Source organism: Streptomyces sp. NPDC058758, from assembly GCF_042746075.1.
In the GTDB taxonomy this organism is placed as follows: domain Bacteria; phylum Actinomycetota; class Actinomycetes; order Streptomycetales; family Streptomycetaceae; genus Streptomyces.
This window is the reverse complement of sequence record NZ_JBHYPS010000036.1, coordinates 37308-59044: the sequence shown is the minus strand read 5'-3', so window position 1 is coordinate 59044 and position 21737 is coordinate 37308. Positions and strand designations below refer to the sequence as shown.

Genomic DNA, 21737 nt, shown 5'->3' with positions numbered 1-21737 from the left:
ACCGCTCGGGGTGTTACGGGGTGACGCTGCCGATCAGGACGCTGCCGGTGCCCGCGACGGTGCCGCGGCCGTTGACCAGCCGGACCTCGCCGAAGAACTGGCGTCCCTCGGGGGCCGGACCGCCGACGACGACCTCGGCCGGGACCTCGGTGCTCGCGCCGTTGGCCAGCGGGTAGGTCTTCGCCTCGTCGACCTTCACGGTGCCGAGCGCCGAGGAGAAGTACACGTCCTTGTAGTCGTAGGTCGTGCCGCCCTCGGCGTGGACCGCGTAGCCGTCGATGACGACGGTGTACGTGCCGGCCTTCGGCTTGACGAGGGAGACGGCCTCCTCCGAGTCGCCGTCGGCCGACGAGGCGACCTTGACGCCGTTCAGGAGGACGGTCAGGTCGAGGTCGGCGGCCTTGTCGGAGGTGTTGCCGATCCCGATGTCGAGGCGCTCGACGCCCTCGCCGATGGTGACGGTCTTCGTCTGCGACTCGTGGTGCCGGATGGTCGGCGTCTCGACCTTGGCCGAGCCGAGCGAGCCGCCCTTGAGCTTGCCGTCGATGCCGGCGAACTTGTTGGTGACGGTCCACTCGACGGCGGCCGGCACGCCGACCTTCGCCTCGGCGACCGTCTGGACGGCCGGGTCGAAGGAGGCGCCGAGGACGGTGACGTCGAGCTTGTACGGGTTGTCCAGGTCCGGCGAGGTGCGGCGGGCCTCGACCTCGATCTCCCAGACGCCGGCCTGCGGGTTGGCGTAGGAGCGCTGGTCGGGGCGGCAGGTGTTCGCCGGGTTGTAGTGCGGGTAGCACATGGTGGTCGCGGTCGGGTCGACCGGGACGCCGTACGGGTGGATGGAGATGAACCGGGTCTGGCTCTTCTCCTTCAGGCCGCCGATCGCCACCTCCAGGGAGGTCGCGCCCTTCGGCACGGTCACGAAGTACGACTTGTGGCTGTTGCGCTGGACCGAGCCCTCGGCCTTGAAGCCGTAGCCGGGGGCGACCAGGTCGCTCGCGACGACCGAGGTGGCGAGGATCTGCTTGTCGACGCCCTCGGTGCGCTCGTCGTCGGCCTCCAGGATCACGCTGTGCACGCCGGCGGTGCGCGGGCGGGCCTCCAGCTTGACGGTGACCGGCTTGTTCAGCGGGAGGCGGACCTCGTCGTCGCCGAGGATCCGGAAGGTGCCGTCGTTGTACTTGAGGTCCAGCTCGTGCTCGATGGCGCGGTCCGGGCCGCTGGTGCGGGTGACGGTGACGTCGTAGACCTTCTTCTGGCCGACCTTGAGGCCGCCCTCGCGGTCGTACACGCCGGTGCCGGTGTGCGGGGCCGGGAAGATCACGGTGTCGACCGGGGCCTCGACCTTGTAGGAGTGGGCGGTGGCCCCGTCCTTGATCGACTCCCAGGCCTCGTTGATGTCGACGAGACCGGCGCCCTGCTCGTGGGCCGCGACGCCCGGGATCCGCTTCGCGGTCGAGGTGAGCGCGGTGCGCAGGGTCAGCGGGGAGAGCTCGATGCCGCGCTGCTTGGCGGCGGAGAGCAGCAGCGCGCTGGCGCCTGCGACCTGCGGGGACGACATCGAGGTGCCGTTGAGCATGCCGTAGCCGGCGGGGAGCGCGTAGCCCGCCTCGGCGACGCCGGCGCCGGCCTGCCAGGTCGGGATGGTGTTCACGGCCGAACCCGGGCCGGTGACCAGCGGGGTGGCGCCGCCGTCCTCGCGCGGACCGCGCGAGGAGAACGGGAACATGGCGTACTTCTTGTCGACGGCCGAGCCGTAGTTGGCGGCCCAGGTCGCCTGGGAGACCGCGGCGCCGACCGAGAGGACCTTGTCGGCCAGGCCGGGGTCGCCGATCGTGTTGGTGCCCGGGCCGGAGTTGCCGGCCGAGATCACCAGCTGCACGCCGTACTCGTCGATGAGACGGGTGTAGAGGCGGGCGCGGACGTTGTCGCCGTCGTTCAGCGCGGGCAGTCCGCCGATCGACATGTTGACGATGTCGACGCCGCGGTTGACGACGAGGTCGACCATGCCCTCGGTGAGGGCGACGTTGGTGCAGCCGCCGTCCCAGGTGCAGGCGCGCGAGGAGACGATCTTGGCGCCGGGGGCGGCGCCGTTCATCCTGCCGCCGAAGAGGCCCTTGGCGGCGGTGATGCCGGCGACGTGGGTGCCGTGCGAGGACTCGACGACGCCGATGTTGACGAAGTCGCGCTTCTGGCCGACCCAGGAGCCGCCCAGCGGGTCCATCGGGACGTCCTTGCGGATCTGCACGACGAAGGGGGTGCGCTCGACGACGTCGGTGGCCGGGTCGTCGGTGCCGAAGTAGTTGACCCCGTAGCCGTCCTTGAACGGCTTCATCGGCTCGTTGTCCGTGAAGTCGTTGTCCTGGTCGGTGTCGACGCGGACGGTGCCGGCGACCGGGTCGTACAGCAGGCCGAAGACGTCGGTGGTGTCGCCGTCGCGGTTGATGTCACCGGCCGGGTCGCCGCCCGCGGTCACCGACTCGCTGAAGCGGCTCCACTGGTAGGAGCCCGCGGGCGCCTTCCAGGACTGGGTGGCGGCGGTGAAGACCGGGCCCGCGACCGGGGTGATCTGCGCGCGCCAGGTGGCGTCGCCGTCGACCAGCGGGTCGGTGGCGGTCACCCAGTCGACGATCTTGCGCTCGCCGGTGGTGGTCTTCTGGAGGGCCGGGTGGGCCAGGTCGACGCCCGAGTCGAGGATGCCGATGGTCACGCCGCGGCCGTCGGCGCGCGGGTGGTCCTCGACGAACTCGACCGCGCCCGTCTCGTGGGACGGGTTGTACGGGTTCTTCGCCGGGGTGTACTTCGACGGCGCCGGGTAGGTCCGGTCGACCGTGGTGCCCTCGACGGCGCCGCCGAGGCCCGCGTCGGGGCGGGGGTCGTCCAGCTCGATCTCGGCCCGGAGGTCGACCGACTGGACGGAGGAGAGCTTCGTGGCGGCCTTGATCGCGGCGTCGGCCCGGTCGGTCGGCAGGGTGGCGCGGACGTAGCCGAGCTCGTCGTTGCGGTTGCCGACCGAGGCGCCGGGGACGGCGTCGAGCTGGCCGGCGACCTGCTCGGTCGCGCCGGGCGCGGTGGCGACCAGGATGGTCACGTGCGACTCGCCGGCGGCCTCGGCCTCGGAGAGGCGCTGGGCGTCGGTGGCGCCGAGCTTGTCGGCGGGCTCCGCGGCCTTGACCGGGGGAGTGGCCGCCGGGTCGTCGGCGGCGAGGACCGGGGCGGCACCGGCCGCGACGAGCGCGGTCACCAGGCCGGCGGCGGCGGCGATCCTGGCCGCTCGTCTGGTCCCGGCGGTCGAGCGCCCGGGTATGGAGCTCTGCGTTTCGGGGGTGGTCATTTACATCCCTGTTTGTGAAAGAAGGGGGTCCGGAATCCGGTACCGGATGACCGCTCAGCCTTTCGCAAATGACAGGGCTTTGTGGAGAGTTAGCGGAGGGCGGGTTGTGTCCGTGGCGTACATCCGCCACCGCGCCCCATGCGCCACGGCAGACGAATCGCCCTCAACGAGGGCGATTCGACCGGTGCCCGCGGCTCACTGCTCCTTGCTGCGGGCGTAATGCCGGGACGCCTTCGCGCGGTTGCCGCAGGTCGCCATCGAGTGCCAGCGCCGGGTGCCGTTCCGCGAGGTGTCGAGGAAGTGCAGGACGCACGCCTCGTGCGCACAGGCCCTGATCCGGTCCGGGGCGGTGCGCAGCAGGTCCAGGTAGTCGCGGGCGGCGGTCCAGGCCGGCCCCCATGCCGGGTCGGCGAACTCGGCCCGCTCGCCGGGGCCTTCGGTGGTGAGCACGGCGCGGATCCGGCCGTGCTCCAGGACGGCGTCGAGCCGCGCGGCCGCGTCCGGGTCGCCGGGCCGGTCGACCAGTGCCTTCAGCGCCTCGCGGGCGGTGCGGGTGTGGCGGAGGGTGGCCTCGTCGGCGGCGAAGCGCCCGTCGAGCCCGTTCGCGGCGAGCCAGACCGCGAGCCCCTCGGTGTCGACGAGGAGGTCCTGGAGCTCGCCCTCGCCCATCCAGCGGGTGTTGAGCAGGTCCAGGGAGAGGGGCTCGCCGGTCAGCGGCCGTGGATCGGTGGCGGTCATGCGGACATCCTCCTCGATCCCCGGGCTATCTAACCCCTCAAGTGTACGTAACCGGTTGCGCACGCTCGTATCTAACCCCTAAAGTCGAATTAAGCGGTTAGCCCGAGAGGGGCGACCGAAGACGAGGGGACCCCCATGTCCGCGATCGGCACGCTGAACACGGCGCACATCGGCATCAACGTCACCGACCTGGACCGCTCGCTCCGCTTCTACGGCGACGTGCTCGGCTTCGAGGTGATCGGCTCCGGCGACGCCGACGGCCGCCGCTACGCCTTCCTCGGCCGGGGCGGCGCGCTCGCCGTCGCCCTCTGGCAGCAGGCCGAGGGCGGCTACGACGCGCACCGCGCCGGCCTGCACCACCTGGCCTTCGAGGCCGAGTCCATCGAGAAGGTCCGCGAGGCCGAGGCGGTCCTCAGGGAGCAGGGCGTCACCTTCGCCTACGAGGGCGTCGTCGCCCACCGCGAGGGCGCGGCCTCCGGCGGCATCTTCTTCCACGACCCCGACGGCACCCGCCTGGAGATCTCCGTCCCCAAGGGCGCCGAGGGATCCCCCGCCCCCAGCGCCACCGCCCCGACCTGCGGCTTCTTCTAGACCGCCCGGGGCCCCGCCCTCCCACCGAACCCGCACCCGTCCGGAGGCCCGCCATGCCGACCGCCTACCACCACGGCTCCCTGGCCGTACAAGAGCGCCTCGGCGTCCAGCAGGCCGCCGCCCACATCGCCCCCAGCATCAACCCCGGCATCCGCCCGGTGGCCGCCGCCTTCCTGGAGGCCCAGCCCATGCTGGTCCTCGGCGCGGCGGCCCCGGACGGCCGGGTCTGGGCGAGCCTCCTCACCGGCGACCCCGGCTTCGCCCGGGCCACCGGCCCGCACACGGTCTCGGTGGCGGGCGGGCCCGCGCCGCACGACCCCCTGGCCGAGGCCCTGGCCGCCGCGACCCCGGTGGGCACGATCGCCCTCGACCCCCGCACCCGCCGCCGCATGCGCCTCAACGGCACCGCCCGCCCCGGCGCCCGGGGCCTCCTGATCGAGGCGGAGCAGGTCTTCGCCAACTGCCCGAAGTACCTCCAGAAGCGCGAGCTGTACGGCTCCGACCCCGCGGGCCCCGCCGCCCGGCCCGCCGTCCGCAGGGGCACGGCCCTCACCGGGCCCCAGCTGGCCGCCGTCCGCGCCGCGGACACCTTCTTCGTCGCCACCACGGGACCGGACGGCGCCGACGCCAGCCACCGCGGCGGCAACCCCGGCTTCGTCCGGGCCGAGGGGCCCCGCGACCTCCTCTGGCGGGACTACCCCGGCAATGCGATGTTCCTCACGCTCGGAAACCTGGAGACCGACGGCAGGGCGGGCCTCCTCTTCCTGGACTGGGAGACGGGGACCACCCTCCAGCTCAGCGGCCGGGCCAAAACGGTATACCGTTTGGAGGAGCGGTACGTCCGCTTCCGGGTCGACAGCGTCGTCGAGACCCCGGCCGCCAGCCCCCTGCGCTGGTCCGCGCCCGCGTACTCCCCGGCCAACCCGACCACCCCGTGACCCCCGCACCGCACCCCGCCGCCCGCACGCGGACTCCCGATCCACGATCCCGAGGAACCCGTGACCACTGCCCTCCAGGCTCCCGAGGCCACCGTGCCCGCGCCGCCCGCGCCCGCGACCGCCCCCGCCGCCCCCGTACGGCGTCCTGGCCCGCCGCCCCGCCCGCGCCCCCTGGCCGTCCTCGCCGCCACCGGCGCCAGCACCGCCGCCCTGCTCCTGCTGGTCGCCCTCGGCACCGTCCTGCACCACCCGCTGCTCATCCCGCCGCTCGCCGCGAGCATGGCGCTGGTCGCGGCCTCCCCGGAGCTGCCGCTCTCCCAGCCCCGCTCGGTGATCGGCGGACAGCTCCTCTCGGCCCTCACCGGCTTCGCGGTCCTCGCCGTGGCCGGGCCCGGCCTGTGGGGCGCCGCGGTCGCCGGCGGACTCGCCCTCGGCGCGATGATGCTCGCCCGCACCCCGCACTCCCCGGCCGCCGCCACCGCGGTGATCGTCGCCCTCGGCAGCCCGCCGTTCTGGACCTTCACCGCCCTGCTGCTCGCCTCCTGCACCCTCCTCGTCGCGGTCGGCCTCCTCTCCGCCCGCGCCACCCGCCGCACCTACCCCGTGTACTGGTTCTAGCCATCCGGGGCCCGTCCGCCCCGCGAGGCCCTAGCCTGCTCGGCATGAAGCAGGAGCTGCGGGTGGCGGCCTACGCCGTGGTCGTCCGGGACCGGGAGGTACTGCTCGCGCGCTGGGTCGCCAAGGACGGCACCAAGCGGTGGACGCTGCCCGGGGGCGGCATGGACCACGGGGAGGAACCCGTCCGGACCGTCGTCCGCGAGGTCGAGGAGGAGACCGGGTACGCCGTCGAGCCGACCGCGCTCCTCGGCGTCGACTCGATCATGCGCGGCTGGGTCGCCCGGATCGGGGCCCCCGGCTCCTTCCAGGGCCTGCGGATCGTCTACGAGGCCCGGGTCACCGGCGGCGAACTCCGCCACGAGACCGGCGGTTCCACCGACCTCGCGGCCTGGCACCCGCTGGACTCCGTACCCGGCCTGCCCCGGGTCGGACTGGTCGACATCGGGCTCGACCTGTGGCGCGAGCGGCCCCCCGTGGGCCGCTCCCGCCTCACCGATCCGGCGAACGGCTGAAAAGGGCTCAACCGGTACGCGACCGCTCAACCCGCCCCCGCCCCCCGTGGTCCTCCCCGCCGACCGCACCGGAACACCGGACCACCACGGAAACAGGGGAACTCCGCATGGCCACCGCCCGCACCGCCCGCACCGTCGTCGCCGCGGCCCTCGCCGCCGGCCTCACCGTCACCGCGCTCGCCGCCCCCGCCCTCGCGGCGGGCCCCGCGGCCCCCGCCGCCCCCGCGAAGAAGGACCACGCCGCCACCCGGGCGGCGCTCCAGGCCAACGTCGACGCCGGCGTCCCCGGCGCCGTCGCCCAGGCCCGCGTCGACGGCCGCGCCTGGACCGGCACCGCCGGCGAGCGCGGCGGCGACGACCGCTACCGCGTCGGCTCCATCACCAAGACCTTCACCGCCACCGTCCTCCTCCAGCTCCAGGCCGAGGGCCGGATCGACCTCGACGACCCGGTCGAGAAGTGGCTCCCCGGCCTCGTCCGCGGCAACGGCCACGACGGGCGGAAGATCACCGTCCGCCAGCTCCTCAACCACACCAGCGGCGTCTACGGCTACACCGAGGACCCGGAGTTCCAGCGGAAGGTCTTCGGCCCCGGCTTCCTGGAGCACCGCTACGACACCTGGAACCCGCGCGACCTCGTCGGCATCGCCATGAACCACGCCCCCGTCTTCGCCCCCGGCACCTCCTGGCGCTACTCCAACACCAACTTCGTCCTGGCCGGCCTGGTCATCGAGGAGGTCACCGGCCGCCCCTACGGCAAGGCCGTCGAGAACCGGATCATCAAGCCCCTCAAGCTCCGCGCCACCAGCGTCCCCGGCACCCGGGTGAACGTCCCGGGGCCCAGCAGCCGCGCCTACTCCACCCTCGCCCCCGAGAAGTCCGCCCCCGTCCACGACGTCACCGAGCTCAACCCCTCCCTCGCCCACGCCGCCGGCGAGATGATCTCCGACTCGGCCGACCTCCAGACCTTCTACCGCGCCCTCCTCAAGGGCCGGCTCCTGCCGAAGGCCGAGATGCGCGAACTCACCGCCACCGTGCCGGTCTCCGCCGAGTACCCCGAGTTCCGCTACGGCCTCGGCATCTCCTGGCAGAAGCTGAGCTGCGGCACCGAGATCTGGGGCCACGGCGGCGGCATCCACGGCTCGCTCTCGGAGGCGTACGCCACCCGCGACGGCCGGCACTCCCTCGCCGCCAACGTCAACGCCGACTGGACCGGCGACACCCAGGCGGTCGTCGAGGCCGAGTTCTGCGGCACCCTCCCGAAGAAGTAGCTCACCGGGGCAGGACGACGACGTAGGCGGCGGGCTGCCGGTCCGCCGCGGCCATCAGGGCCGTGCGGACCACGGCGGCCTGCTGGTCCACCGCCTCGCGCAGCTTGCGCGGGGTCAGGTGGACCACCGTGATGCCCAGCCGCTCCAGGTGCTCCCGCTTGCGGGTGTACTCCGACCACAGCGCGTCCTCGTCCTGCCGCGGCGCCCGGGTGTCCAGCTCCACCGCCACCGCCTGGTCCGGCCAGTAGGCGTCCACCCCGCCCAGGTGCGGGCCGCCCGGCAGCCGCAGGTCCACGTTCCACAGCGGGTCCGGCAGCCCGAAGTCCCGCACCATCTCGTACAGCCGCTCCTCCGACAGCGCCCGTCCCTCCACCAGGAGCGAGTCCACCGCGTCCACCACGTGCGGCCGGGTCAGCAGCCGGGACCGGCTCAACTCCCTTACCAGCACCGGGGGTTCGCAGTGGCCGCCGCGCACCGCCTCGGTCAGCAGCCGGCGGACGGCCTCGGCGTCGTGCAGCCCCGAGACGGCGTCGGCGAGCGCCCGGGCGACCGGCGCGACCGGCAGCCCGTCCAGCTCCACCGGCTCCGGCGACTCCGGCGCCCGCACCACCCGTACGAAACCGGTCGAGCGCAGCCGCCGGGTGCGGCCCACGAGGACGTCGATCCGCTCCAGGGCGGGCACCGGGGGAGCGGAGGAGAAGCCGTGCAGGGCGAGCGCGGCGAGCCCGGTGAGCATCGCGCCCGGGCCGTACGGCGGCGCCCCGCCGTCCCGGCGGGCGTAGAGCAGCGCGGCCCGCAGCCGGTCGTCGCCGGTCGGCGCGCCGGGGCGGAGCAGGAAGACGCCCGGCAGCAGCTGCTGCCAGTCGCCGCCGGCCGCGGACCGCCCGGCGACCTCGGCGGCGGGCACGCCCATGGCCCTCAACTGGCCGGTGGACGCGAGTCGTTGCGCGAGGCCCGCGGGGGAGGAGGCGGGTCGGGTGCGGGGGGTGATGGGGGTGTCGTGGTTCATGCCGGGGGTGTTCCGCACCCCGGCCCGGTCCTAACGGCCTGTTACAAGGCGGTGGCCGAACCCGGACAAGCCCGCACTAAAGTACGCGCGTTCGACTGCCGAGAGGGGCCGCGGTCCTCGTCCGGCCCCCGAGGGGCCCGCCGGACCGCGGGCCCCTCCCGGCACCGGCTCAGTCCTCCAGCGCGTCGCACTCCTGCGCCCGCAGCGCCCGGGCCAGGTCGTCGCGGGACTCCAGGACCAGGCGCCGCAGCGCCGGGGCGGCGTCCGCGTGCTCCGCCAGCCAGGCGTCGGTCGCCGCCAGGGTCTCGGGACGGTCCTGGTACGCCGGGAAGAGGCCCCGCACCACGTCCATGCCGATCTGGATCGACCGCTCGGCCCAGATCCGCTCGATCACCGCGAAGTACTTCTCCGCGTACGGGGCGGTCAGCTCGCGCTGCGAGGGCTGCGCGAAACCGGCGATGACCGCGCCGACCAGCGCGTTCGACAGGGTGTCCGACTCGACGACCTGCGCCCACGCCTGCGCCTTGACGGCCGCCGACGGCCGGGCGGCGAGCAGCCGCACCTGGTGGCGCTTGCCGCTCGCGGTGTCGTCCCGGGCCAGCTCCTCGCCGATCCGCGCCTCGTCGGCCCGGCCGGCCTCGGCGAGCGGGGAGAGCAGCGCCCAGCGCAGCTCCTGGTCCACGTCGAGGCCGTCGATCCGGGCGGTGCCGGCGAGCAGCCCCTCCAGGAGCTGGAGGTCGGCGTCGGAGGAGGCGGCCGCGGCGAAGAAGCGCGCCCAGGTCAGCTGGTGCTCGCTGCCCGGCTCGGCGGTGCGCAGCTCGCGCAGGCCGCCCTCGGCGAGCAGCCGGCCGCCCTCCTCGCGCCACCCGGGGGCGGCGTAGTGGGTGACGGCGGTCCGCGCCCAGGCGTGCACCATCTGGAGGACGCCGATGTCGGTCTCGCGGCCCGCGAAGGCGAGCACGGCGGCGACGAAGTCGCGGGCCGGCATGAGCCCGTCCCGGGTCAGGTTCCACAGCGCCGACCAGCACACCGCGCGGGCCAGCGGGTCGGTGACGTCCCCGAGGTGGTCGCGGAGGGTGTCGAGGGAGCCCTCGTCGAAGCGGACCTTGCAGTAGGTGAGGTCGTCGTCGTTGACGAGGATCAGGTCCGGCTTCTCGCCGCCGGCCACCCCGTCGACGACCGTCCGGGCCCCGGCGACGTCGGTCTCCACGCGCGCGTACCGGACGAGTTCGCCGTCGGTGAGCTGGTAGAGGCCCACGGCGATCCGGTGCGGGCGCGGCTCCCCGCCCTCCTGGAGGACGGCGAGTTCGGTGATCCGGCCTTCAGCGTCGTAGGTCACGTCGGGGGCGAGCACGTTGACGCCGGAGGTCTGGAGCCAGGACTTCGACCAGGCCTTCATGTCCCGGCCGGAGGTCTCCTCCAGGACGGCGAGCAGGTCGGCGAGGCGGGTGTTGCCGTAGGCGTGGCGCTTGAAGTAGCGGCGCGCGCCCTCCAGGAAGGCGTCCCGGCCCACGTAGGCGACGAGCTGCTTGAGGACGGAGGCGCCCTTGGCGTAGGTGATGCCGTCGAAGTTGAGCTTGGCGTCCTCCAGGTCGCGGATGTCGGCCGTGACCGGGTGGGTGGAGGGCAGCTGGTCGGCGCGGTAGGCCCAGGCCTTGCGGTTGTTGGCGAAGGTGACCCAGCTGTCGGTGAAGCGGGTGGCCTCGGCGAGCGAGAAGGAGCCCATGAAGTCGGCGAAGGACTCCTTCAGCCACAGGTCGTCCCACCACACCATGGTGACCAGGTCGCCGAACCACATGTGGGCCATCTCGTGCAGGATCGTGTTGGCGCGCCGCTCGTACGCCGCCCGCGTGACCTTGCCCCGGTAGATGTACTCCTCGGTGAAGGTGACCATGCCGGGGTTCTCCATGGCGCCGAGGTTGTACTCGGGCACGAAGGCCTGGTCGTACTTGCCGAAGGGGTACGGGAAGTCGAAGTTGTCGTGGAAGAAGTCGAAGCCCTGCTTGGTGACGAGGAAGACGTCGTCCGCGTCGAAGTGCTTCGCGAGCCCCTTGCGGCACATCGCGCCGAGCGGGATCTCGATGTCGCCGCGCCGGTAGGTGTCGGTGACGTAGTGGTACGGGCCGGCCACCACGCAGGTGATGTACGTGGAGATCGGCTTCGTCTCGGCGAACCGCCACACGCCGTCGGCGCCCCGCTCGCCGGCGCCGTTGCTCCACACCGTCCAGCCCTCGGGCGCGGTCACCTCGAAGCGGTAGGGCGCCTTGAGGTCGGGCTGCTCGAAGTCGGCGTGGACCCGGCGGGCGTCGGCCGGCTCGTACTGGGTGTACAGGTACACCTCGCCGTCCTCGGGGTCGACGAAGCGGTGCATGCCCTCGCCGGTGCGGCTGTACGCGCACTGGGCGTCGACGACCAGCACGTTCTCGTCGGCCAGGCCGTCCAGGGCGATCCGGGCCCCGTCGAAGACGGCCGCCGGGTCCAGTGCGCGGCCGTTGAGGGTGACGGAGGTGACCGACGGGGCGACGAGGTCCACGAAGGTCGTGTCGCCCTCGCCCGTGCGGCGGAAGCGGATCGTCGTCACCGAGCGGAAGGTGCGTACCGCCTCCGTGGACTCGCCGACCGCCGAGCGGAGGTCGAGGGCGACCTCGTAGCCGTCGACGGACAGCAGCGCGGCCCGCTCGCGGGCCTCGTCGCGGGACAGGTTCTCACCGGGCACGGTCACTCCTTCGTGGCGTGTTCGAAACAGCACCGATCCTCCCATGCGCACCTTTCACCGGGCGCACGGGAATGCCGACACGCGCCCTCGGCGTTGCGCCATGTCGGCGCACCCCGGCCGACCGAACGTCTTGAGGAGTCACATGTCCGAGAGCAGGACCACCGCAGAGTTCTTCTTCGACCCGCTGTGCCCCTGGGCCTGGATGACCTCCCGGTGGATGCTGGAGGTGGAACAGGTCCGTCCGGTGGACGTGCGCTGGAAGGTGATGAGCCTCGCGGTCCTGAACGAGAACCGGCTGGACGAGGTCCCCGCCGAGTACCGGGAGATGATGGAGACCAAGGCCTGGGGCCCGGTCCGGGTGGTCGTGGCGGCCCAGCAGCTGCACGGCGACGAGGTCGTCGGCAAGCTCTACACCGCGCTCGGCACCCGCTTCCACAACGAGGGCGAGGGTCCCACCCGCGAGGCGATCGCCGGCGCGCTGCGGGACGCCGGCCTCCCCGAGGACCTGGTGGAGTACGCCGACAAGGACACCTACGACGCCGAGCTGCGCGCCTCCCACGAGGAGGGCATCGGGAAGGTCGGCCAGGACGTCGGCACCCCGGTGATCGCGGTGCCCGGCCCGGACGGCGACGAGGTCGCCTTCTTCGGCCCGGTCGTCACCCCGACCCCGCGCGGCGAGGCCGCGGCCCGGCTGTGGGACGGCACCCTGCTGGTGGCGTCGACCCCGGGCTTCTACGAGATCAAGCGCACCCGGACGGCGGCGCCGAGCTTCGAGTGACCGCCCGGCCGTCCGAGCGGCCATGGAGGAACCCCCGTGATTCACGTCATCACGGGGGTTCCTCTTTCATCCGTCCGCAGGTGAAGGCTGAGAAGACGATCACGAGCAGGACGAGCGGGGGGTCAGAACGAGATCAGCGGAACGCTGGCCTTCGCGGCCTGGTAGCGCTTGTTTACGTCCTGCCAGTTGACGACCTGCCACATGGCCTCGATGAAGTCGACCTTCTGGTTCTTGTACTGGAGGTAGAAGGCGTGCTCCCAGGCGTCGAAGACGAGGACCGGGACCGAGCCCTGGCCGACGTTGCCCTGGTGGTCGTAGACCTGCTCGACGATGAGGCGGCCGCTGATCGGCTCGTAGGCGAGGACGCCCCAGCCGGAGCCCTGGGTGGTCGCCGACGCCTTGGTCAGCTGGGCCTTGAACTTGGCGAAGGAGCCGAAGGACTCGGTGATCGCGTCGGCGAGCTCGCCCACGCCGTCGGCCGCGAGCGGCTCGCCGCCGCCCTCGCCGGCCTTCGGGCTGGCCATGTTGTTCCAGTAGATGGAGTGCAGGATGTGGCCGGAGAGGTGGAAGGCCAGGTTCTTCTCCAGGCCGTTGATCGCCCCCCACTGGTCCTTGTCGCGCGCCTCCTCCAGCTGCTCCAGGGTGTCGTTCGCCCCCTTGACGTAGGCGGCGTGGTGCTTGTCGTGGTGCAGCTCGATGATCTGCGGATTGATCACCGGCTCCAGCGCCGCGTAGTCGTACGGCAGCTCCGGAAGTGTGTAGATCGCCATGTGTGCCGAGCCCTTCGACTGACTGCTGCTTATTGCAACCTATATGCAAGTGCAGGCTAACAGCACCTGCGGCAGAAGTTGATCAGTCCTTCGACCCGGTCCCGCCCCCGGACGCGCGAAGGCCCCGCCGGACCCGGGGGCCCGGCGGGGCCTTCGCGCATGCGGGACGCGGAGGGTCAGCCGGTCTCGGCGGGGGCCGCCTTCGCGCGCGCCTTCTGGAGCGCGAAGCCGACGGCGGCGAGGACGAGCGTCAGACCGCCCGTCGCGTACAGCTGGATCCGGGTGCCGTCCTCGCGGGCCATCAGGCAGAAGATCGCGGCCATGCCGGCCAGCGCCACCCACGTCAGCACCGGGAAGGCCCACATGCGCACGACCAGCTTCCCGGGCTCCTCGCGCTCGGTGCGGCGGCGCAGCACCAGCTGGGAGGCGGCGATGAAGAACCAGACGACGAGGATGATCGCGCCGATGGTGTTGAGCAGCCAGACGAAGGCCTTGTCCGGCGACCAGTAGCTCAGCAGGACGGCGCCGAAGCCGACGACCGAGGAGAGCAGGACGGCCGGGCGGGGCACGCCGCCGAAGGTGCGGCCGAGCGCCCGCGGGCCCTGGCCGCGGGCGATCAGCGAGCGGGCCATGCGGGAGGCGCCATAGATGTTGGCGTTCATCGCGGAGAGCAGGGCGACCAGCACGACCACGTTCATGATCTGGCCGGCCGCCGGGATGTCCAGGAAGTCCAGGGTGGCGACGTACGGGCCCTTCTCGACGACCGCCGGGTCGTCCCAGGGGACGAGGGTGACGATGACCGCCATGGAGCCGATGTAGAAGAGCGCGATGCGCCACATCGCGGTGCGGACCGCCTTGGCGACGCCCTGCACCGGGTGCTCGGACTCGGCCGCCGCGATGGTGACCGTCTCCAGGCCGCCGTAGGCGAAGACGGAGGCGAGCAGGCCGACGATCAGGCCCTCGGAGCCGTTCGGGAAGAAGCCGTGGTCGCCGATGAGGTTCGAGGTGCCGGGGATGTCGTCGGTCCCGGGCAGCAGGCCGGCGATGGCGAGCACGCCGATGCCGAGGAAGAGGACGATCGCGCCGACCTTCAGCGCCGCGAACCAGAACTCGAACTCGCCGAAGTTCTTCACCGCCGCCAGGTTGGTGCCGCAGAAGACCACCATGAAGAGCAGCACCCAGGCCCACTCCGGGGTGCCGGGGAACCAGCCCGTCATGATGTTCGCCGCGCCGATGCCCTCCAGGCCGACGGCCACGCAGAGCAGGAACCAGAAGGCCCAGCCCGCGGTGAAGCCGGCCCACGGGCCGAAGGCGCGCTCGGCGTGGACGGAGAAGGAGCCGGAGGCGGGGTTCGCCGCCGACATCTCGCCGAGCATCCGCATCACCAGCATGACGAGCACGCCGGAGATCGCGTACGCGACGACGATCGAGGGGCCGGCGGCGGCGATGCCGGCGCCGGAGCCGACGAAGAGGCCGGCGCCGATGACGCCGCCGAGCGCGATCATCGACAGGTGGCGCTGCTTGAGGCCGTGGGAGAGGCCCTCGGAGGGAGCGGCCTGGCCGTCCTCGCGGTCGGCCTGCGCGGGCGCGGTGGTCCGGGACATGGGCAACCCTGTTCATAGGCTGAGACGGGGAGGGGAGCCCACAGTCTGGGTGCCCGTACCGCTCAGAGGGAACGGGTGTCCGCTATACGGTCACCACCTTCACACAAGGTGAAGATTCAGTTCCGCTTCGTCGTGGACGTGCGGCCCTCCCCGGAAGCCGCCCGCGACGCGCGCACTTCCCGCAGCCACGCCACGAGCAGCACCGCGGCCGTCGCCCCGGCCGACCACAGCACCTGCGGCCGCGCCCCGTCGTCGGTCAGCATCAGGACCAGCACCGCGCCCATCGCCGCCAGCGCCGTCCACGTCAGCCAGGGGAAGCCCCACATCCGCAGGGTCAGCGTCTCCGGCGCCTCCCGCTCGATCCGCGGCCGCAGCCGCAGCTGCGACACCGCGATCAGCGCCCACACGAAGAGCAGCACCGCCCCGACCGCGTTGAGCATGTAGAGGAAGACGGAGTCCGGCCACTTCAGATTGAGCAGCACGGAGACGAAGCCGAAGGCCACCGAGGCGAGCACCGCCCGCCGCGGCACCCCGCCGTCCGACACCCGCAGCAGCCCCTTCGGCGCCTCGCCGCGCTCGGCCAGCGAGAAGACCATCCGGGAGGAGCCGTACAGGTTGGCGTTGAGCGCCGACAGCAGCGCCACGAACACCACCACGTTCATGATCTGCCCCGCGCCCGGCACCCCGATCGCGTCCAGCACCGCCACGTACGGCGACTCGCCCGGCACCATCGACGTCCACGGCAGCAGGGTCACGATCACCAGCATCGAGCCCACGTAGAAGAGGAGGATCCGCCACACGGCGCTGCGCACCGCCCGCGCCACGTTCCGCGCCGGGTCCTCCGACTCGGCGGCGGCGATGGTGACGACCTCCAGGCCGCCGAAGGCGAAGACCACGGCGAGCACCCCGGAGACCACCCCGGACCAGCCGTTCGGCAGGAAGCCGCCCTGCCCGGTCAGGTTCGCGAGCCCCACCGGATCCGTGTCGGGCAGCCAGCCCACGATCGCCAGCGTGCCGAGGACCAGGAAGAGCACGATCGCGCCGACCTTCAGCGCCGCGAACCAGAACTCGAACTCGCCGAAGTTCTTCACCGCCGCCAGGTTGGCGAGGGTGAACACGACCATGAAGAGCAGCACCCAGCCCCACTGCGGCACCCCGGGCACCCAGCCGTGCGCGATCCGCGCCGCGCCCGTCGCCTCCACGGCGAGGACGACGACGAGCAGGAACCAGTACAGCCAGCCCACCGAGAAGCCGGCCCAGCGGCCCAGCGCCCGCTCCGCGTGCACCGAGAACGCCCCGGACGCCGGCATCGCCGCCGACATCTCGCCCAGCATCCGCATCACCAGCATCGCGAGCGCGCCCGCGATCAGGTAAGAGAGCACGATGCCGGGCCCCGCGACCGCGATGCCCGCGCCCGAGCCGACGAAGAGCCCCGCGCCGATCACCCCGCCGAGCCCGAGCATCGTCAGATGACGCTGTTTCAGCCCGTGGGAGAGCGGCTCGGGTTCGGTGAGGGGGGCCGGCGGTGCTGCGTCGCGCATGGTGGGGGCTCGCGCTCTGGGAGAAGGGGTACGGGAGGAAGGGGTTTATGGAGACCCCACAGTCTCTCCGGTGACCGGCGCTCGACGCAAAAGGGACCAGACATCGCCTTCTCCCAGTGACAAGCGTCACGTGGCGCTCGGCGCCCTCGCCCTCCTTTGTCGGAAACCGATGAAGGCCCGGCCGGTGGCTTTGTCGGCGGCTGACGGTGATCGGGCGTTCACTCCTGGCATAGCGTCAACCTGTCCCGACACCCTCACCCCCGCGGAGTACCGATGAGCACCGCCGCCGCCCCCGTCCGCACCCTCCGTGCGGGCACCGTCCTGGCCGACCTCCTGCCGGCGAGCCGCGTCCGCGACGTCGCGCTCGTCGCCGGCGGCGCCGCCCTCACGGGTCTCGCCGCACAGCTCTCCGTCCCGGTCCCGGGCTCCCCGGTCCCGGTCTCCGGCCAGACCTTCGCCGCCCTGCTCGTCGGCACCGCCCTCGGCGCCCGCCGCGGCTTCCTCTCTCTCGCCCTCTACGCCGTCGTCGGCATGGCGGGCGTCCCGTGGTTCGCCCAGGGCTCCTCGGGCTACGCGATGCCGTCCTTCGGCTACATCCTCGGCATGCTGCTCGCCGCCACCGTCGTCGGCGCCCTGGCCCGCCGCGGTGCGGACCGCTCGGTCCTGCGCACCGCCGGCACCATGGTCCTCGGCTCCGCGGTCATCTACGCGGTCGGCGTCCCCTACCTCGCCCTCGCCACCGGCATGACCCTCGGCCAGGCGGTCGCCGCCGGCCTGACCCCCTTCCTCATCGGCGACGCCCTCAAGGCGGCCCTCGCCATGGGCGCCCTCCCGGCCGCCTGGAAGCTCGTCGGCCGCAAGGGCTGACGGCCACGCGAAAGGGCCCGCCGCTCCTCGCGGAGCGGCGGGCCCTTTCGCGCGCGCACCGCTAGTCGCGGGAGACGGCGGTCTTCCGGACCCGTTCGCGGACCAGCGCGACCGCCAGCACCAGCGCGGCCACGAGCAGCGAGAGCACGACCTGCTCCCGGGCGCCGCCGCCGTCGTAGATCATGTAGCCGAGGACGAAGACGATCATGCCGATCGTCGCCCACGTCAGGTACGGGAAGAGCCACATCCGCACGACCAGCTTCTCCGGCGACTCGCGCAGGATGATCCCGCGCATCCGCAGCTGGGTCACGCAGATGACCAGCCAGACGAAGAGCGCCACCGCGCCGGAGGAGTTCAGCAGGAAGGCGAAGACGGTGTCCGGCCACTGGTAGTTGAAGAAGACCGCGACGAAGCCGAAGACGACCGAGGAGAGGATCGCGGCCTTCGGCACGCCCCGCTTGTCGACCTGGGCGAAGCCCTTCGGCGCGTCACCGCGCCGCCCCAGCGAGAAGGCCATCCGGGAGGCCGTGTAGAGGCCCGAGTTGAGACAGGACAGGACGGCGGTCAGGACGATCACGTTCATGATCTGGCCGGCGGCGGGGATGCCGATGGAGTCGAGGGCGGCGACGTACGAGCCCTTCTCGACGATCGAGGGGTCGTTCCACGGCAGCAGGGTGAGGACCACGAAGATCGAGCCCAGGTAGAAGACGCCGATCCGCCAGATCACGCTGTTCGTCGCCTTGGTCACGGCCCGCTGCGGGTCCTCCGACTCGCCGGCCGCGAGGGTCACGATCTCGCTGCCCATGAAGGAGAAGACGACCATCAGGACACCGGTCAGGATCGCGCCCGCGCCCATCGGCAGGAACCCGCCCGCGTCGGTCAGGTGCGCGAAGCCCGCGCCCGGGTTGTCCGAGCCCGGCAGCACCCCGAAGACCGCGAGCAGGCCGATCACCACGAAGGCGCCGATGGCGACGACCTTGATCCCGGCGAACCAGAACTCGAACTCGCCGTACGAGGCCACCGAGGCCAGGTTCGTCGCGGTGAGCACCACCATCACGATCAGCGCCCACGCCCACTGCGGCACCGCCGGGACCCAACCCTCCAGGATGACCGCGCCGGCGGTCGCCTCGACGGCCAGCACGACGACCCAGAAGAACCAGTACAGCCAGCCGATGGTGAAGCCCGCCCAGCGGCCGAGCGCCTGGTCGGCGTAGGCGGAGAAGGAACCGGAGGAGGGCCGCGCGGCGGCCATCTCGCCGAGCATCCGCATCACGAAGACGACCATCGCGCCGACGAGCGCGTAGGAGAGGAGGATCGCGGGGCCGGCGGCGGCGATGCCGGAGCCGGAGCCGACGAAGAGGCCGGCGCCGATGACGCCGCCGATCGCGATCATCGACAGGTGGCGGTTCTTGAGTCCGGCCTTGAGGCCGTCGGACGGCGGGGTCTGACCGGTGGTGCCGGTGCTGCCGCCTTCCTTGGCGAGGGTCGGCTGCGTGTTCATGAACGCTTCCTTCGGGTGTGGGGGCGGCTCGGGTCGCGAGCCGGAGCCATGAAACCCGGCGACCGGCCGGTACGGAAGGTTTGATTCCGGATCGTGATTCAGGACATAGTCGGGCCAAAGGTCCGGACCAGGAGGGGCCGGAGGTCCGTGACCCGCCGGGACCAAGGTCCCGACCCCGCTGACGCCTGCCCCGTCCCGGCCGTGCCACACTCGGAACCATGCGCGTCTACATCGGTTCCGACCACGCCGGCTACGAACTCAAGACCCACCTCGTGGAGTGGCTGAAGGCCCACGGCCACGAGCCCGTCGACTGCGGCCCCCACATCTACGACGCCCTCGACGACTACCCGCCGTTCTGCCTGCGCGCCGCCGAGAGGACGGCCGCCGACCCGGAGGCCCTCGGCATCGTCATCGGCGGCTCCGGCAACGGCGAGCAGATCGCCGCGAACAAGGTCAAGGGCGTCCGTGCCGCCCTCGCCTGGAGCGAGCAGACCGCCGCCCTCGGCCGCGAGCACAACAACGCCAACGTCGTCGCCGTCGGCGCCCGCATGCACACCGAGGAGGAGGCGACCAAGTTCGTCGAGGTCTTCCTCTCCACCCCGTACTCCGGCGACGAGCGCCACACCCGCCGCATCGAGATGCTGAGCACGTACGAGACCACCGGCGAGCTCCCCCCGATCCCGGCCCACCACCCGCAGGAGCCCACCGCCTGATGCCCGAAGGGCACACCATCCACCGGCTGGCCGCCGACCACCGTGAACGGTTCGGCGGCCGGCCCGTGCGCGTCTCCAGCCCCCAGGGCAAGTTCTCCGACTCCGCCGCCCTCCTCGACGGCTCCGTCCTGGAGACCACCGAGGCCCACGGCAAGCACCTCTTCCTCGGCTTCCCGCGCGACGAGTGGATCCACATCCACCTCGGCCTCTTCGGCAAGGTGAACTTCGGCGACGCCCCCGCGCCGCCGCCCGCCGACACGGTCCGGCTGCGCCTCGCGAACCCGGAGTCGTACGTCGACCTCCGCGGCCCCACCGCCTGCGCGCTGATCACCGACGCCGAGAAGCGGGCGATACACGACCGGCTCGGCCCGGACCCGCTCCGCGCCGCCGACGACCCCGACGAGGCCTGGCGCCGGATCTCGAGGTCCCGCACGACGATCGCCGCCCTGCTCATGGACCAGAAGGTCATCGCCGGCGTCGGCAACGTCTACCGCGCCGAGGTCCTCTTCCGCCACGGCATCGACCCCTACCGCGCGGGCAGGGACCTCGCGCCGGGGGAGTGGACCGCGATCTGGACCGACCTCCGGGCCCTCATGCGCGAGGGCGTCCGGCTCAACCGCATCGACACGGTCCGCCCCGAGCACACCCCCGAGGCCATGGGCCGCCCCCCGCGCGTCGACGACCACGGCGGCGAGGTCTACGTCTACCGCCGCGCGAACCTCCCGTGCCACCTCTGCGGCACCGAGATCCGCACGGCGGAACTGGCGGCGAGGAACCTCTTCTGGTGCCCCGCCTGCCAGGCCTAGGCCGTTTCTTTCGGATCAGGCCGGGTCAGGGAGCGGCGTCTGGTGCGTGCGATCGCAAGGCGGAGGAGGGAGACCATGCGGAGCATCGGCGACCGACGACAACGCGGCGAGCGTGCGTGCCAGGCGTCGCGAGCCCGGCAAGATCCGAAAGAGATGGCCTAGGCCCCGCCTAGAACCCGTGCGGCAGCCAGGGCGCCACCGGTGACCCGAACGCGAGCGACGCCTCCGCGAGCGCGCCCTCCCGCAGTTCGGTGACCCGCCCCGCCGAGGCCAGCGCCGCCAGCGACGTACCGCCCAGGTAGGCGGCCCCCAGCTCCCTTGCGGAGAGCGCGAGATCGGCCGTGTCGGAGGTCCGCGCGCACACGGCGCCCTTCGCGTCGCCGGACAGCCGCCACCGCCCCGCGTTCCACGGGCAGAACGCGTCCTCCACCTCGAACACCACGTCCACCGGCGCCTGGTACGTCCGCGCCTCCAGCGCCGCGCCCACGTCCACGAGCCGCGCGAACAGCGCCTCCCGCTCCGTCGGTTCGCACCGCCGCACGTCCGAGACCAGGTGCTGCCACGCCGCGTCCACCGGCGCGCTGTCCACCCGCACCTTCGACGTCAGGTCGACCGAGCACAGGAACCGCCACAGCGCCGCCTCCGCGGCCGGATCGAGCCCGTACAGCTCGTGCACGGTCACCGAGCCGTCCGCGCCGGCCCAGCTCCAGTCCGACTTGATCGAGTAGTAGGCGTGGCCCACTGCCTCGCCGTCCCGCTCCGCCAGCACGCACAGCTTCGGCGAGGCGCCCTGCCGGGACCCCGGCGGATCCAGCAGCGGCAGCCGCTCCCAGCCCGGCCGCCGGGCCAGCATCCCGGGCCGGCGCGGCACCATCCGCGCGTACACCGCCTCCGTCGCCGCCGAGGACTCCGCGAGCGGCACCATCCGCAGCGCCACCGCGTCCGTCCCGGCCGGTACGTCGAGCCGCACCCGGGTCGTGTCGATCACCGCCCGCTGCGTCCGGCTCGCCGCCCCGTAACCGAAGCGCCCGTAGATGACCGCCTCCGAGGCCGTCAGCACCGCCAGCGGTTCGCCCAGCGCCCGCACGTCGTCGAGCTGCCGCCGCATCATCGAGGTCAGGACCCCCCGCCGGCGATGCGTTCCGGCCACGCTCACCATCGTGACGCCGGCGGCCGGCACCGAGGCCCCGCCCGGCACGGTCAGCCGGAAGGAGAACGCCCCCGCCGTCGCCACCGCCCGCCCGCCGTCCCAGACCCCCAGGGACCGCCCGCACTCGGTCAGGTCCCTCCACAGCGCCCGCTCCTCGGGCTCCTCCGGAACGCCTCCGAAGGCCAGCTCCAGCGCCGCGAACCAGCGCTCCCACTCCGAGGGGTCCAGCACCCGCGATTCCATCGTCATGTGCCATCGATATCAGCGCATCCCGCCCGGGGCGACC

18 protein-coding genes are annotated in these 21737 nt (G+C 72.7%); 9 read left to right on the top strand and 9 right to left on the bottom strand.

The genetic code is table 11. The features are described 5' to 3' along the window. Window positions 1–13 precede the first annotated feature (13 nt). Both ACFW6A_RS31115 and ACFW6A_RS31110 read right to left on the bottom strand, forming a co-directional pair. A complete protein-coding gene (locus tag ACFW6A_RS31115) occupies window positions 14–3331 on the bottom strand; it encodes a S8 family serine peptidase (protein ID WP_351842968.1) in 3318 nt (1105 codons plus the stop codon). Window positions 3332–3526: 195 nt separating this feature from the next. Further along, window positions 3527–4069, bottom strand: a complete 543-nt coding sequence (locus ACFW6A_RS31110) for a CGNR zinc finger domain-containing protein (RefSeq protein WP_386476417.1) — start codon at window positions 4067–4069, stop codon at window positions 3527–3529. A 135-nt stretch (window positions 4070–4204) separates the two neighbouring features. On the opposite strand from ACFW6A_RS31110, the gene ACFW6A_RS31105 reads away from it, so the two are divergent. The 5 genes from ACFW6A_RS31105 (at window position 4205) to ACFW6A_RS31085 (ending at window position 7996) form a co-directional block, all read left to right on the top strand. Next, complete coding sequence (locus ACFW6A_RS31105) at window positions 4205–4660, top strand: VOC family protein (protein ID WP_351842972.1); 456 nt, start codon at window positions 4205–4207, stop codon at window positions 4658–4660. 53 nt (window positions 4661–4713) lie between these two features. Then, window positions 4714–5598 (top strand): pyridoxamine 5'-phosphate oxidase family protein, encoded by an 885-nt coding sequence (locus tag ACFW6A_RS31100; protein ID WP_351842974.1) that lies wholly within the window; start codon window positions 4714–4716, stop codon window positions 5596–5598. A gap of 60 nt (window positions 5599–5658) precedes the next feature. After that, window positions 5659–6216, top strand: coding sequence for an HPP family protein (locus ACFW6A_RS31095; RefSeq protein WP_351842976.1), 558 nt, complete (start codon window positions 5659–5661; stop codon window positions 6214–6216). Between the two features lie 44 nt (window positions 6217–6260). Beyond that, window positions 6261–6728, top strand: coding sequence for an NUDIX hydrolase (locus ACFW6A_RS31090; RefSeq protein ID WP_351842978.1), 468 nt, complete (start codon window positions 6261–6263; stop codon window positions 6726–6728). Between the two features lie 107 nt (window positions 6729–6835). Next, window positions 6836–7996, top strand: a complete 1161-nt coding sequence (locus ACFW6A_RS31085) for a serine hydrolase domain-containing protein (protein WP_386644547.1) — start codon at window positions 6836–6838, stop codon at window positions 7994–7996. A 1-nt stretch (window position 7997) separates the two neighbouring features. Here the strand turns inward: ACFW6A_RS31085 and ACFW6A_RS31080 are convergent, their stop codons facing one another. Further along, window positions 7998–9005 (bottom strand): hypothetical protein, encoded by a 1008-nt coding sequence (locus tag ACFW6A_RS31080; RefSeq protein ID WP_386644544.1) that lies wholly within the window; start codon window positions 9003–9005, stop codon window positions 7998–8000. A gap of 169 nt (window positions 9006–9174) precedes the next feature. Further along, the gene (gene pepN / locus ACFW6A_RS31075; protein WP_386644541.1) at window positions 9175–11721 is read right to left on the bottom strand and encodes an aminopeptidase N; all 2547 of its coding nucleotides are present in this window, start codon (window positions 11719–11721) and stop codon (window positions 9175–9177) included. A 142-nt stretch (window positions 11722–11863) separates the two neighbouring features. Between pepN and ACFW6A_RS31070 the strand changes: the two genes are divergently transcribed. Further along, window positions 11864–12499 (top strand): DsbA family protein, encoded by a 636-nt coding sequence (locus ACFW6A_RS31070; RefSeq protein WP_351842986.1) that lies wholly within the window; start codon window positions 11864–11866, stop codon window positions 12497–12499. Window positions 12500–12621: 122 nt separating this feature from the next. On the opposite strand, the gene ACFW6A_RS31065 is transcribed toward ACFW6A_RS31070, so the two are convergent. The 3 genes from ACFW6A_RS31065 to ACFW6A_RS31055 form a co-directional block, all read right to left on the bottom strand. Next, window positions 12622–13269 (bottom strand): superoxide dismutase, encoded by a 648-nt coding sequence (locus ACFW6A_RS31065; RefSeq protein ID WP_043221589.1) that lies wholly within the window; start codon window positions 13267–13269, stop codon window positions 12622–12624. Window positions 13270–13445: 176 nt separating this feature from the next. After that, window positions 13446–14873, bottom strand: coding sequence for an amino acid permease (locus tag ACFW6A_RS31060; protein ID WP_351842989.1), 1428 nt, complete (start codon window positions 14871–14873; stop codon window positions 13446–13448). A 116-nt stretch (window positions 14874–14989) separates the two neighbouring features. Continuing rightward, window positions 14990–16414 (bottom strand): amino acid permease, encoded by a 1425-nt coding sequence (locus tag ACFW6A_RS31055; RefSeq protein ID WP_351842991.1) that lies wholly within the window; start codon window positions 16412–16414, stop codon window positions 14990–14992. 273 nt (window positions 16415–16687) lie between these two features. On the opposite strand from ACFW6A_RS31055, the gene ACFW6A_RS31050 reads away from it, so the two are divergent. Then, window positions 16688–17281, top strand: coding sequence for a biotin transporter BioY (locus tag ACFW6A_RS31050; protein ID WP_351842993.1), 594 nt, complete (start codon window positions 16688–16690; stop codon window positions 17279–17281). Between the two features lie 61 nt (window positions 17282–17342). Here the strand turns inward: ACFW6A_RS31050 and ACFW6A_RS31045 are convergent, their stop codons facing one another. After that, a complete protein-coding gene (locus tag ACFW6A_RS31045) occupies window positions 17343–18782 on the bottom strand; it encodes an amino acid permease (protein ID WP_386476395.1) in 1440 nt (479 codons plus the stop codon). A gap of 218 nt (window positions 18783–19000) precedes the next feature. Between ACFW6A_RS31045 and ACFW6A_RS31040 the strand changes: the two genes are divergently transcribed. After that, window positions 19001–19495, top strand: a complete 495-nt coding sequence (locus tag ACFW6A_RS31040; RefSeq protein WP_351842997.1) for a ribose-5-phosphate isomerase — start codon at window positions 19001–19003, stop codon at window positions 19493–19495. Beyond that, a complete protein-coding gene (locus tag ACFW6A_RS31035) occupies window positions 19495–20301 on the top strand; it encodes an Fpg/Nei family DNA glycosylase (protein ID WP_386644536.1) in 807 nt (268 codons plus the stop codon). The genes ACFW6A_RS31040 and ACFW6A_RS31035 overlap by 1 nt, the downstream gene beginning before the upstream one ends. A gap of 169 nt (window positions 20302–20470) precedes the next feature. On the opposite strand, the gene ACFW6A_RS31030 is transcribed toward ACFW6A_RS31035, so the two are convergent. Beyond that, on the bottom strand, window positions 20471–21700 hold the full coding sequence (locus tag ACFW6A_RS31030) for a GNAT family N-acetyltransferase (RefSeq protein WP_386644533.1): 1230 nt from the start codon (window positions 21698–21700) through the stop codon (window positions 20471–20473). Window positions 21701–21737: the final 37 nt, after the last annotated feature.